8 protein-coding genes and 1 pseudogene are annotated in these 12,528 nt (G+C 74.4%); 2 read left to right on the top strand and 7 right to left on the bottom strand.

Going from position 1 to position 12,528, the window contains the following annotated elements:
• Window positions 1–189 precede the first annotated feature (189 nt).
• Window positions 190–3,549: a bifunctional lysylphosphatidylglycerol synthetase/lysine--tRNA ligase LysX gene (gene lysX, locus ACQEVS_RS30150; RefSeq protein WP_433025820.1), complete on the top strand. Its 3,360-nt coding sequence runs from the start codon at window positions 190–192 to the stop codon at window positions 3,547–3,549.
• A 21-nt stretch (window positions 3,550–3,570) separates the two neighbouring features.
• Here the strand turns inward: lysX and ACQEVS_RS30145 are convergent, their stop codons facing one another.
• From ACQEVS_RS30145 to ACQEVS_RS30115, 7 genes and pseudogenes are all read right to left on the bottom strand, one after another.
• Window positions 3,571–3,990 (bottom strand): (2Fe-2S) ferredoxin domain-containing protein, encoded by a 420-nt coding sequence (locus tag ACQEVS_RS30145; protein ID WP_433025817.1) that lies wholly within the window; start codon window positions 3,988–3,990, stop codon window positions 3,571–3,573.
• Window positions 3,991–4,305: 315 nt separating this feature from the next.
• A pseudogene (locus tag ACQEVS_RS30140) lies at window positions 4,306–4,959 on the bottom strand (ABC transporter ATP-binding protein); the annotation flags it as partial.
• Window positions 4,952–5,920 (bottom strand): ABC transporter ATP-binding protein, encoded by a 969-nt coding sequence (locus ACQEVS_RS30135; protein WP_433025814.1) that lies wholly within the window; start codon window positions 5,918–5,920, stop codon window positions 4,952–4,954. The gene ACQEVS_RS30135 and the pseudogene ACQEVS_RS30140, both read right to left, overlap by 8 nt.
• A gap of 516 nt (window positions 5,921–6,436) precedes the next feature.
• Window positions 6,437–7,285, bottom strand: coding sequence for an ABC transporter permease (locus ACQEVS_RS30130; RefSeq protein ID WP_433025811.1), 849 nt, complete (start codon window positions 7,283–7,285; stop codon window positions 6,437–6,439).
• Window positions 7,278–8,243: an ABC transporter permease gene (locus ACQEVS_RS30125; RefSeq protein WP_433028042.1), complete on the bottom strand. Its 966-nt coding sequence runs from the start codon at window positions 8,241–8,243 to the stop codon at window positions 7,278–7,280. The genes ACQEVS_RS30130 and ACQEVS_RS30125 overlap by 8 nt, the downstream gene beginning before the upstream one ends.
• Window positions 8,244–8,284: 41 nt before the next feature.
• Window positions 8,285–9,880, bottom strand: coding sequence for an ABC transporter substrate-binding protein (locus ACQEVS_RS30120; RefSeq protein WP_433025808.1), 1,596 nt, complete (start codon window positions 9,878–9,880; stop codon window positions 8,285–8,287).
• Between the two features lie 72 nt (window positions 9,881–9,952).
• On the bottom strand, window positions 9,953–11,044 hold the full coding sequence (locus ACQEVS_RS30115) for a LacI family DNA-binding transcriptional regulator (RefSeq protein ID WP_433025805.1): 1,092 nt from the start codon (window positions 11,042–11,044) through the stop codon (window positions 9,953–9,955).
• Window positions 11,045–11,197: 153 nt separating this feature from the next.
• On the opposite strand from ACQEVS_RS30115, the gene ACQEVS_RS30110 reads away from it, so the two are divergent.
• Window positions 11,198–12,508: an ABC transporter substrate-binding protein gene (locus ACQEVS_RS30110; RefSeq protein ID WP_433025802.1), complete on the top strand. Its 1,311-nt coding sequence runs from the start codon at window positions 11,198–11,200 to the stop codon at window positions 12,506–12,508.
• Window positions 12,509–12,528: the final 20 nt, after the last annotated feature.

The following is a 12,528-nucleotide window of genomic DNA, read 5'->3' as shown; positions in this document are numbered from 1 at the left end:
TCGGTCGTCCGCAAGTCTCGCGTATCGCGCCAGGTGCCCCGGCATGGCACATGTCCTCCCTTCGGGTGACAAACTCCCGATCGGGTCAGTGGACGGGCCGAGCCACGCCGCGGGACGGGTGACGTCCCGTGCCTACGTTCCCGGGGTGTTCGACGGGCGTGGGGCTCCGGGCCTGCCTAGGCTGACGGAATGAGCCGCACAGTCCGGGAGCGCGGGCGCACCGCGGTGGAGCAGGGGCCGGCGCGCGACGCCGAGGGCGCGGAGGAAGCCGGACCGGCACCCGGCCGCCCGCTGCGCCGGGTGCCGGGCGGCTTCGCCCTCTTCTTCGGCCTGCTCGGCGTGTTCTGCGCGCTCACCTCGCTGATCCCCCCGCTGCGGCGCGCGGCGCACCCGCTGACGAACGCCCTCGACACCCTCACCGTCCCCACGGCGCCCAACCTGGCGTACGCGGTCTTCCTGCTGCTGCTCGCCACCGCGACGGCCGCCCGCAAGCGGCCCGCGCTCTGGTTCGTCCTCGCCTACCTGACGCTGCTGGTGCTGGCGGACGTGCTGCTGCTCGCCGTCGGCTACTGGGACACGATCCCGTCGCTGGTCCTGTCGCTGGCAGCGATGGCCCTGCTCTTCCTGGCGCGCCGCGAGTTCTACGCGCAGGTGCGGCGGGGCGCGTTCGTCCGGGCCCTGCTGGTGCTGGTGGCCGGTCTCGTGGTGGGCACGCTGGTGGGCTGGGGGCTGGTGGAGCTGTTCCCCGGGTCGCTGGAGCGCGGCGGCGGGAACCGGCTGCTGTTCGTGGCCAACAAGGTGTGCGGCGGACTGGTCAGCAACCGGCACTTCACCGGACACCCGCCGCACCCGGTGTACTTCCTGCTCGGCCTGTTCGGCGCGCTGGCGCTGCTCAACGCGACGACGACGCTGTTCCGCTCGCAGCGTCTGGAGGCCGCGCTGCACGGCGACGAGGAGCCGCGCATCCGCGCCCTGCTCGCCCGCTACGGCGGCCGGGACTCGCTCGGCTACTTCGCGACGCGCCGGGACAAGGCCGTGGTCTTCTCCCCCAGCGGCAAGGCCGCCGTCACCTACCGGGTGGAGGCGGGCGTCTGCCTGGCCTCCGGCGACCCGCTGGGCGACCCGGAGGCGTGGACGCCGGCCATCGACGCCTGGCTGGAGCTGGCCGGACGGTACGGGTGGCAGCCGGCGGTGATGGGCGCCGGGGAGGAGGGTGCCCGCGCGTACGCCCGCTCGGGGCTGGGCGCGCTCCAGCTCGGTGACGAGGCGATCCTCCAGGTGGCCTCGTTCGACCTGGAGGGCCGGGAGATGCGGGTGACCCGGCAGGCCGTCAACCGGGTGGAGCGCACCGGCGCGTCCGTCCGCGTGCGGCGGCACGCCGCGCTCTCCGACGAGGAGATGCGCGAGGTCATCCGACGTGCGGACGCCTGGCGGGACACCGAGACCGAGCGCGGCTTCTCGATGGCGCTCGGGCGGCTGGGCGACCCGGCGGACGGGGACTGCCTGCTGGTCGAGGCGTTCGACAGCGAGGGCCGGATGATCGCCCTGCTGTCCTTCGTGCCCTGGGGGCGGGACGGGGTCTCCCTCGACGTGATGCGGCGCGACCGGGCGGCGCCCAACGGCGTCATGGAGTTCATGGTGGCGCGGCTGTGCGCACAGGCCGGCCGGTTCGGGATCAAGCGGATCTCCCTCAACTTCGCCGTGTTCCGCTCGGCGTTCGAGGAGGGCGCCCGGATCGGCGCGGGACCGGTACTGCGGCTGTGGCGCAGGCTGCTGCTGATCTTCTCCAAGTGGTGGCAGCTCGAAGCGCTCTACCGGTCGAACGTCAAGTACAACCCCGAGTGGCATCCGCGCTTCCTCTGCTACGCGGACGCCGGCGCCCTCGCCCGCATCGGGCTGGCCTCGGGCATCGCCGAGGGCTTCGTCTCGGTGCCCAGCCTGGGGCAGCTGTGGGGCCGGGGACGGGCGCGCGGCATGGCCAGCCCGGCGTCGACGGCCGGCCTGCCGCCGCTGTCGGAGCTGGGCCTCGGCCCGGAGGCCGGGGGCGACCTGGTCCGGGACGAGCTGGAGCGGCTGCCCGAGCAGGTGCGGGTGCGCCGCCGCAAGCTGGAGCGGCTCCGCCGGGAGGGCGTCGACCCGTACCCGCCGGACGCCCACCGGACGCACACGGCCGCCGCCGTCCACGCGGCGCACGCGGGGCTCGCGCCCGGCGCGCGCACCGGGGAGCGGGCGGCCGTGGCGGGCCGCGTGCTGCTGCTGCGCAACCACGGCGGGATCGCCTTCGCCGTGCTCCGCGACTGGTCGGGCGACCTCCAGCTGACCGTCACCCGGGACGGCTCGGGTCCCGAGCTGCTGCGCCGCTTCACCCGGCTCGACCTCGGCGACCACATCGAGGCGGAGGGCGAGATCGGCACCACCGACCGCGGCGAGCTCACCCTCTTCGTCACCCGGGCCCGGCTGATCGCCAAGTGCCTGCGCCCGCTGCCCGACAAGCGGCGCGGCCTCAGCGACCCCGAGGCGCGGGTGCGGATGCGGTACGTGGACCTCGCCGTCTCGCCGGACGCCCGGCGCACGGTACGGGCGCGCAGCGCGGCCGTGCAGGCGCTGCGCTCTGGGCTGCTGGAACGGGGCTACCTGGAGGTGGAGACGCCCATGCTCCAGCAGGTGCACGGCGGCGCGAACGCCCGCCCGTTCACCACCCACATCAACGCCTACGACCTTGACCTGTACCTCCGTATCGCCCCCGAGCTGTATCTGAAGCGGCTGTGCGTGGGCGGCCTGGAGAAGGTCTTCGAGCTGGGCCGCACCTTCCGCAACGAGGGCGTCTCCTACAAGCACAATCCCGAGTTCACCATGCTGGAGGCGTACCAGGCGTTCGCCGACTACGACGTGATGCTGCACCTGACGCGGGAGTTGATCCAGGAGGCGGCGGTCGCGGCGCACGGCACGGCGGTGGCGGTGCGCACGGAGGAGTCGGGGAAGACCGTCGAGCACGACATCTCCGGGGTGTGGCCGGTGCGGACGGTGTACGGCGCGATCTCGGAGGCGCTCGGCGAGGAGGTGTCCGCGGACACCCCGGAGGCGGAGCTGCGGCGGCACTGCGACGCGGCGGGGGTGCCGCACCGGCCGGAGCAGGGGCGCGGGGACGTCGTCCTGGAGATGTACGAGCGGCTGGTCGAGGAGCGGACCACGCTGCCGGTGTTCTACAAGGACTTCCCCACCGACGTCTCCCCCCTCACCCGCCCGCACCGCGCGGACCCGCGCCTCGCCGAGCGCTGGGACCTGGTCGCGTTCGGCACCGAACTGGGCACGGCCTACTCGGAGTTGACGGACCCGGTCGAGCAGCGGAACCGGCTGACCGCCCAGTCGCTGCTGGCGGCGGGCGGCGACCCGGAGGCGATGGAACTGGACGAGGACTTCCTGCGCGCCCTGGAGTACGCGATGCCGCCGACGGGCGGGCTGGGGATCGGGGTGGACCGGCTGGTGATGTTCCTGACGGGGCTGTCGATCCGGGAGACGCTGCCGTTCCCGCTGGTGCGGCATCGGTGAGCGCGCCCGCCCGTTCGGCGGTCAGTCCTTGACGTTCTCGCGGACGCGCCGGGACGGTGTGAAGACGTAGAGGTCGAGGACGCCCGGCGGGTCGGCGAGCCCGGGCCCGCCGGCCTCCGTCCAGGCCGCGATGTCGGCGGGGACGTCCGGATCGTTGCACAGCCCCAGCCAGACGGGCCGCCCACCGGCCTCGCGGCCGGCCCGGGACGGCTGGACGACGATGACGTTGGCCTGTTCGCAGGCGTCCAGACAGTCGGTGACGCGCACGGCGGCCGTACCGTCCAGCGCCTCGCGCAGCGCGCGCAGTTGGGCCGCGTGGTCCACGCCGGGCACCTTGGGGGTGCCGCAGCAGCAGCCTCGGCAGACGGTGACGGTGCAACGGTCCGCCGCGGGGGCGGCGGTGCCGGTGCGGCGGGGGCGTTTCCTCGCGGAGGCGGTCATGGGGTCCTCGGTGGTAGGGAGGCGGAGCGGGGCGGCCGTCGGCCGGAGACGCACGTGGGGACGGGAGCCGTCGGCCATCGTCGCACCCGGGGGGCCGGCTTCCGGCGGCCGGGTCGGCAGCACGGGCGACGGCCACCCGGGCTCGTCCCCGGGGACCGAACACAGCCGTCAGTCAGGGGCGGACGCCGGGGTTCGGGAGCCGTCGCCCGTTCGCGCGCCCGGAGGCGCGGCCGCTTCCGCGGGGCGGGCCGAGACCGCCGGCGACGGCCTCCCGGCCTCGGTCGCCTCCCGGCCCGGGCGGTCGTCGGGCGGCACGGTCGCCACCTCCTGCCAGCGGACCGTCCGGTCGCACCAGCGGTCGAGGAGGACCGGGTCGTGGCCCACGGCCAGCAGGCCGGCGCCCGTCTCCCTGCGGTAGTCCTCGACGACGGCGACCAGGGCGGCCGTCGTCGAGGCGTCGAGCATCGCCGTCATCTCGTCGCAGACCAGCCAGCGCGGCCGGAGCACCAGGGCGCGGGCCAGGCAGGCGCGTTGCAGCTGGCCGTCGCTGACCTCGTGCGGGCGGCGGGTGAGCAGGTCGGCGGTGAGGCCGGTGGCGGCGGCGAGTTCGCGGACGCGGCCGGGGGCCTCCGCGCAGCGGCCGGTCGCCCGGAGCGGTTCGGCGATCAGGTCGTGGAGCCGCAGCCGGGGGTCGGCGGACATCCTCGGCTGCTGGAAGACCACGCCGAACGCGGTGCGCTGCTCGCGGGGCGCACGGTGCCGCCAGCCGCGCGCGGGTTCGCCGTCCAGGACCACCGTGCCGGCGTCGGGGCGGTGCAGCAGCGCCGCGACCCGCGCCAGCGTGGACTTGCCGCAGCCGCTGGGGCCGAGCAGCCCGACCGCCTCGCCCGCGGCCACGGTGAGGGAGGCGTCACGGACGACGGGCCGGCGCGGCTCGTAGCCGGCGGTGATGCCGCGCAGTTCAAGCACGGTCGCTCCTCGGGTGGTGGCAGGCGACGCCGTCCGTGAGCGGCGGGACGGCGGCGCAGGCGTCCGCGGCGCGGGGGCAGCGGGGGGCGAAGGCGCAGCCGGCGGGGAGGTCGCCGAGTTCCGGGGGCATGCCGGGGATGGGAGTGAAGGCCCGTTCGGGCAGGGCGTCGAGCAGGCCGCGGGCGTAGGGGTGCCGGGGGCCGGGATCACCGAAGAAGGCTTCGGCGTCGGCGAGTTCGACGATGCGGCCGGCGTACATCACGGCGACGCGGTCGGCGATCCGCTCGGCCGCCGCCAGGTCGTGCGTGATCATCAGGAGCGTGTGGCCCCGGTCCACCTGGGCGCGCAGTTCGTCCACCGTGCGGTCCACGAGCGCGCGGTCGAGTCCGGTCGTCGGCTCGTCGGCGAGCAGCAGCGGGGCGTCGCCGACGAGGGCGAGGGCGGTGGCGGCGCGCTGGGCCAGGCCACCGGAGAGCTGGTGCGGGTGCCGGTCGAGGTGGTCGGCGGGGAACGCGGCGCGTGCGGCGGCGGCCTCCTCGCCGTCACGCCGGCCGGTCAGCTCGCGGAGGGTCTCGCGGAGCTGGGAGCGGACGGTGCGGACGGGGGTGAGGTGGGCGGCGGGGCTCTGGGGGACGAGGCCGATGCGGCGGCCTCTGACGGTGCGGGCGAGCGTACGCTCGTCGGCGGCGAGGAGGTCCAGGCGGTCGCCGCCGCGGTCGGCCCGGCCGCCGTCGGGCCGTTCTTCGCCTGCCCGGCCACCGCCGAGCCGCTCGTCACCCGCACGTCCGCCGCTCAGCCAGGCGTGGCCTTCCGTGCGGGCGTTGCCCGGCAGCAGGCCGAGGAGGGCGGAGGCGAGGACGGACTTGCCGCAGCCGCTCTCGCCGATGAGGGCGAGGCATTCGCCTCGGTGGAGGCGGAAGGTGGCGTCGGTGACGGCGGCGATTTCGCGGGCGCCGCGCATGCGGAAGCGGACGGATAGGTTCTGGACCTCCAGGAGGGGGGTGGTGTCCTGCGGAGCTGTGCCCCGGTCCCTCCCCTTCCCGTTTCCCGCAAGGGCTGCGCCCCCGCGTGCCCCCGCTTCGTCGCGGGTCCGCCGCTCGGCCTCAAGCGCCGGCCGGGCTGACTCCAGGAAGGGGGTTTCCCGCGAAACCACGCTCCGGCCCTCCGCAGGGGCTCCGCCCCCGCGCACCCCCGCCTCGTCGCGGCTGCGCCGCTCGGCCTCAAACGCCGGCCGGGCTGATATGCCCCGCTCGTGCGTCTGTCGCTCGGCCTCAGGCACCGGCCGGGCCGGCATGGCCCGCCCGCGCTGGTCGATCGGCTCGGCCCCGGGCGCCGGGTCGGCCGGCTCAGCCCGGTCGGCGTTTGAGGCCGACCGCGCGGAGCGCGGTTGCGGGGGCGGGGGGCGGCGCCCCGGTCGTCCGGGGCGCGCGCGGGGGTTCTCCCCCGCGGGAATCGGGTCGGGGCGGGGTGGGGACCATCACAGCGTCAGCTCCGATCGCCGCCGAGGCGAGAGGCGTTCGCGCCAGGCGGCCGCCAGGCCCGCGACGGCCAGGGTGGGGACGATGATGAACAGGCCGGGGAAGAGCGTCGGCCACCAGTCGCCGGCCAGCAGCGACCCCCGCGCCGCCTGCACCATGTTGCCCAGGCTGGCCTGGTGGGTGGGCAGGCCCAGGCCCAGGAACGACAGGGCCGACTCGTGCCAGATCGCGTGCGGGATCATCAGCACGGCGGCCAGCCCGGCCTGCGGCAGGACGCCCGGCAGCAGGTGCCGTACGGCGATCCGCAGCCGTGACGAGCCGCCGGAGACGGCCGCGTCGACGAACGGGCGGGAGCGCAGCGACAGCACCTCGGCGCGGACGATGCGGGCGGTGGACAGCCAGTGGGTGACGGCGATGGACGCGATGACCGGGCCGACGCCGGGGCGGAACATGGCCACCACGAAGATGCCGAGCAGCAGGTGCGGCACGGAGGAGAAGAGGTCGACGACGCGCATGACGACGCGGTCGGCCCAGCCGCCGAGCGCCCCGGCCAGGGCGCCCACCGCCGTGCCCACGACGGTGGCGACGAGCGCGGCGACCGCGCCGACGAGGAGCGAGACCCGTAGGCCGTAGACGGAACGCAGCAGCAGGTCGCGGCCGACCTCGTCGGTGCCGAAGGGGTGGGCGGCGCTGGGCGCCCGGAGCTTGGAGCCGAGGTCGACGGCCTGCTCGTCCAGGGGGACGAAGAGGGGGACGAGGACGACGGTCAGGACCGTGGCGGCGACGAGCGCGGCGCTCACCGCGCCCTTGGGGAGGCGCCACCCGAGGCGTACGGCGGTGTCAGCCATCGAAACCCACCCTCGGGTCGGCCAGCCCGTACAGCACGTCGGACAGCAGGTTGCCGATCAGCACGGCCGCCGTGGCCAGCACGGTGAGCGCGGCGAGCAGCGGGAAGTCGACGCCGGTCGCCGCGTCGACGGTGGCGGAGGCGATGCCCGGCCAGCTGAAGACGGTCTCCACGAGCAGGGCTCCGGTGATCAGTTCGGGGACGCGGGAGCCGATCAGGGTGAGGACCGGCAGCAGTCCGGAGCGGAGGGCGTGGCCCAGCAGGACGGTGCGTTCGGAGAGGCCGCGGGCGCGGGCGCCGCGTACGGGGTCCTCGTCGAGCGCGTCGCCGACGCCCTGCCGGACGTACAGCACGAACCACGGGAGCTGGGTGACGGCGAGGACGGCCGCGGGCAGCACCAGGTGGGAGGCGACCTGGCCGGCGGTGACGGTGTCGCTGCCGGTGTCGGTGAGGCCGCCGGCGGGCAGCGCGCCGGTCTTGAGGGCGAAGAACCAGACGGCCAGCAGGCCGAGCCAGAACGGAGGTGCCGCCTCCAGGACGTACGCCAGGGAGGTGACGGCCCGGTCGAGGAGGCCGCCGCGGCGCCGGGCGGCGAGCACGCCGAGGGCGGTGCCGGCGAGGACGGCGGCGGCGAAGGCGGTGCCGCAGAGCAGCACGGACCAGCCGATGCGTTCGCCGATGGCTTGGGCGACGGGCTGCCGCAGGGTGGTGGAGACGCCGAGGTCGCCGGTGAGGGCGGAGGTCAGCCAGTCCCACCAGCGGGCGGCGAACGGGCGGTCGGCGCCGAGGTTGTGCCGGAGCTGGTCGAGGACGTCCTGGCCGGTGCCGGGGCCGCCGCCGCCCGCGTAGGCCCGGGCGGGGTCGAACGGGGAGGCGGCGGCGACGGCGAAGACGGCGAAGGTCACGACGAGCAGGACGGGGACGGCGGCGAGCAGCCGCCGTCCCGCCATGCGGGCCATCGGCCCCCAGGGCAGGGCCGTCCCGCGGGTGCTGCGGGTGCTCACCGCTTGGGCTGCCAGTCCTCGACGTTCCACCAGGGGCCGGCGCCGAGGCCGTGGTCGTGCGGCTCGACCTGGGTGGTGAGGTCCTTCCAGTCGTTCTTCACCACGTAGAGGTGGTCGACGTGGGTGAGGAAGACGTAGCCGGGGTCGTCGGCGAGGGCGTGCTGGATCTTGTCGTACGCGGCCTTGCGGGCGGTCTTGTCGCCGCCGCGGCGGCCCTCCTCCAGGGCCTTGTCGACCTCAAGGTTCTTGTAGGCGGCCATGTTGTTGAAGCCGTCGAGGGCGAGGGAGGAGTGCAGGAGGTTGTAGAGGTCGAAGTCGGGGTCGGCCGGGTTGCCGCCGCCGGCGAGGACCGCGTCGTCCTTCATGCGCGGCTGGATGACCTCCCAGGTGCCGCTCTGCACCTTGGCCCGGATGCCGATCTTCTTGGCGTCGGAGGCGAAGGCGAGGGCGTGCTCCTGGCGGAGCTTGTCGCCGGCGGGGAACCAGAGGGTGAACTCGGCGCGCTCGCCGTCCTTCTCCCGGACGCCGTCGCCGCCGGGCTTCCAGCCCGCGTCGTCCAGCAGCTTCTTCGCCTTCTCCGGGTCGTACGGGCGCTCGGTGCCCTTGGCGAACCACTCGCTGTTCGTGGGGACGGGCCCGTAGCCGGCCCGGCCGGCGCCCTCCAGCAGGCTCCTGACCATGGCGTCGCGGTCGACGGCGAGGTCGAGGGCGCGGCGGACGGCGGTGTCGCCGGTGACCTTGTTGGCGGTGGGCAGGGTCACGGCGCGGAAGTCGGTGGTCTTCGCGGTGATCGTCGTCTTGGAGTCGTCGCCCTTGAAGCCCTTGACGAGGTTGGGCGGCAGGATGGCGCCGTCGAGGTCGCCGCTGCGCAGCCGGGTGGCCCGGACGTCGTCGTCCTTGATGATGGCCATGGTGAGCTTCTTGACCTTCGGCTCGCCGCCCCAGTAGTCGGGGTTGGCCTTGAAGGTCAGCTTCTCGCCCTTGCTCCAGCCGGTGAGGACGTACGGTCCGGTGCCGATGGGCTTGGTGTTGAACGGGCCGGTGTTGACGTCCTGCCCCTTGGCCGCGTGCTCGGGGACGATCGGCAGGACGGTGCGCTCGGCGAAGGGGGCGTAGGGGTACTTGAGGGAGAAGACGACGGTGTCGTCGCCGCGGGCGGTGACCTTGTCGACGGCGGCGAGCTCGCCCTTGTCGGCGTTGTTGGTCTTCTCGTCGAGGATCGTCCGGTAGGTGAAGACGACGTCCTCGGCGGTGAAGGGCTTGCCGTCGCTGAACTTCACGCCGTGCCGGAGCGGGAAGGTGTAGGTGCGGCCGTCGTCGGTGATCTTCGGGAGGGACGCGGCGAGGGCGGGGCGGAGCTTCATGTCCGCGTCGCGGCGCAGCAGGCCGTCGAAGATCTTGGAGTTGCCGTCCTTGCCGTAGCCGAGCAGGGGGCTGAGGGTCTCCGGTTCGTTCGCGAGGCCGACGACGAGCGAGTCCCTGACCCCGCCGGAGCCCTTCCCGCCGCCGGGCTTGCCGCAGGCGGCGGCGCCCGTGGCCAGCATGCCCGCCGCGACCATGGCGGCCGTCACCCGTATGGACCGGGCCGTCATGCCCTCCACCCCAGTTCACTTCTCGATTGCTGTTGCGAATACCTCGCAATTAAATCGCACGGCGCGGGGTGGTCATGCTCGAGGTGGGAGGGCGGTGCCGGACGGCGCGGGCCGCCGGCCCCCGGCGCGTCCCGTCGAGCCCCGTTCCACCAGCCGGGGCGTGGCGTCCCGGGTGCGGCGGGCCGGGCCGCCGTCGAGGAGGGCGATGAGTTCCTCGGCGGCGCGCCGGCCGAAGGCGGTGGTGTCGCGGGCGAGGGCGGTGAGCGGCGGGTGGGTGCTGCGGCAGAGGACGGAGTCGTCCCAGGCGACGATCGAGAGGTCGGAGGGGACGGCCAGGCCGCGGCGGGCGGCGGCGGCGAGGCCGGCGACGGCCATCACGTCGTTGTCGTAGACGACGGCGGTGGGCGGCTCGGGGGCGGCGAGCAGCCGGTGGGTGGCCTCGGCGCCCTGGACGTCGGAGTAGTCCGTGGTCACGGAGGTGACGTGCAGGCCGTGGCGCTCGGCGGCCCGGCGCAGGGCGGCGGCGCGGCGCCGGGTGTGGGCGAGTTCCCCGAGGCCCGCGACGTGGGCGACGCGGCGGTGGCCGAGGGCGTCCAGCCGGGCGACGACGGAGTCCATGGCCTCGGCGTCGTCGGCCCAGAGGTTGGAGAGCGCGCCGTCCGGGGCCGGCTCCCAGGCGGGGTCGTCCATCGCGCCGATCACCACGGTGGGCAGGCCGAGGCCGGCGAGCAGGGCGGGCCGGGGGTCGTCGGCGCGCGGGTCGACGACGAGGAGGCCGTCGACGCGGTGTTCGGCCCACCAGCGGCGGTGCACCGCGCACTCGGCGGTCACGTCCTCGACCACCTGGAAGAGCAGGCCGAGCCCGCGCACGGCGAGGGCCTCCTGGACGCCGGAGACGAGCCGGAGGAAGAACGACTCGACGCCGAGGGTCCGGGCGGGCCGGGCGAGGACGAGGCCGACGGTGGCGGAGCCCTCGCCGGACAGCGCGCGGGCGGCCGTGCTGGGCTGCCAGCCCAGCTGCTCGGCGACGCGCCGGACGCGCTCGCGGGTGCCCTCCGAGACGCCCGGGCGGCCGTTGAGCGCGAAGGACACCGCGCTCTCGGAGACCCCGGCGCGGCGGGCGATGTCGCGGATGGTCGGGCGGCGGGCCGGCAGGCGGCGCATGGGGTCTCCTCGGGCGTCCGGAGCGGGCCCGGCACCGGCCCGGGCCCCAACACACTAAAGCGCATTAGTCGTTGACGGAAGTATTGACGTGACTCCCTTTCCGGGTGCACCTTTTGGACCGCCACCTTCCGGCCCGACCGAAGGAGCCCGGCCATGCACCCGTCCCGTGGAGTCGTCCGGAGAACCGTCCGGCCGGCCGTTCCGCTGCTCGCCCTCGCACTGGCGCTGAGCGCCTGCGGCTCGGATGACGGAGGGGGCGGCGGTTCGGCGGCGGACGGGCGGATCGAGGGCCGGATCTCGTTCCAGACCTGGAACCTCCGGGCCGGTTACAAGGACTACTTCGAGTCCCTGGCCAAGGAATTCGAGAAACAGCATCCCGATGTCACGGTGAGATGGCTGGACCAGCCCGCCGAGCACTACGCGGACAAACTCGGCGCGGACGCCGCCGCCGGCACCCTGCCCGATGTCGTGAACGTCTCCCCCGACCTCTCCTATCCGCTGGCCAAGGCGGGCGTTCTGCTGAATCTCGACAAGGAGCCGGTGGCCGCGAAGTTCCGGGACGAGTACACCGCGGAGGCGTGGCGGGGGAACACGTTGCCGGGGCTGGACGGGTCCTACGCGTTCCCCTGGTACCTCACCACCGGCCCGCTCTTCTACAACAAGTCCCTCTTCCGGGAAGCCGGCCTGGACCCGGAGAAACCACCGCGGACCTACGACGAACTGTTCACCGCGGCCGCGGAGATGTCCCGCCGGTCGGGCGGCCGCACGGCCACCCTGGCGGGCACCCCGGCGATCGAGGACTTCGGCCGGTACGGCGTGCGGCTGATGGACGACGACGCCGGCCGGTTCACGTACAACGAGCCCAAGGGCGTCGAGCTGCTGACCCGCTACAAGCGGCTGCACGACGACGGCGGGCTCGACCCGCAGGCGCTGACGAGCACCCCGGAACAGGCGGGCCGGAAATTCCTGGAGCAGAAGGTCGCCATGAATCCGGGCGGCGCCAACGACTTGGCGAACTTCCGGAAGAACGCGCCGAGCCTGTACCGGAATCTCGGCATCACCGACGCCCCGAACAACACCGGGAAGCCGAACATGTACGTCATGGGGCTCGCGGTCAACCGGAACAGCAGGCACAAGGCCGCGGCCATCGCCTTCGCCCATTTCGTGACCGACCGGCGGAACCAGGAGGCGTTCGCGCACCGGGTGGTCGTCTTCCCGAGCACGAAGGGCTCGCTGGACGACCCGTACTGGACGAAGGACGACGGAACGGACGAGGGCCGGGTGCGGGTCGCCTCCGCGAAAGCGCTGAAAGGCGCCGTGAATTACACGCCCGTGGTGATGAGCGACGAAATGAAGACGGTTCTGCGGAACGAGGTCGCCAAGGCCCTCCAGGGAAAGAAGTCGCCGAAGGAGGCGCTCGACGACGCGGTGGCGCAGAGCGACCGGCTGCTGCGGCGGAAGTGATCCGGCCATGGCCCGCGGAG

Origin of the sequence: Streptomyces sp. CA-181903 (assembly GCF_050937075.1) — a bacterium.
In the GTDB taxonomy this organism is placed as follows: Bacteria; Actinomycetota; Actinomycetes; order Streptomycetales; family Streptomycetaceae; genus Streptomyces.
This window is presented reverse-complemented; position numbering and strand designations above follow the sequence as displayed.

What these genes read in the sequence shown, in the direction of transcription:
- lysX (WP_433025820.1), top strand. Translation starts at nt 190, where the DNA reads ATGAGCCGCACAGTCCGGGAGCGCGGGCGCACCGCGGTGGAGCAGGGG.
- ACQEVS_RS30145 (WP_433025817.1), bottom strand. Translation starts at nt 3,990, where the DNA reads ATGACCGCCTCCGCGAGGAAACGCCCCCGCCGCACCGGCACCGCCGCC.
- ACQEVS_RS30135 (WP_433025814.1), bottom strand. Translation starts at nt 5,920, where the DNA reads ATGCGCGGCGCCCGCGAAATCGCCGCCGTCACCGACGCCACCTTCCGC.
- ACQEVS_RS30130 (WP_433025811.1), bottom strand. Translation starts at nt 7,285, where the DNA reads ATGGCTGACACCGCCGTACGCCTCGGGTGGCGCCTCCCCAAGGGCGCG.
- ACQEVS_RS30125 (WP_433028042.1), bottom strand. Translation starts at nt 8,243, where the DNA reads ATGGCCCGCATGGCGGGACGGCGGCTGCTCGCCGCCGTCCCCGTCCTG.
- ACQEVS_RS30120 (WP_433025808.1), bottom strand. Translation starts at nt 9,880, where the DNA reads ATGACGGCCCGGTCCATACGGGTGACGGCCGCCATGGTCGCGGCGGGC.
- ACQEVS_RS30115 (WP_433025805.1), bottom strand. Translation starts at nt 11,044, where the DNA reads ATGCGCCGCCTGCCGGCCCGCCGCCCGACCATCCGCGACATCGCCCGC.
- ACQEVS_RS30110 (WP_433025802.1), top strand. Translation starts at nt 11,198, where the DNA reads ATGCACCCGTCCCGTGGAGTCGTCCGGAGAACCGTCCGGCCGGCCGTT.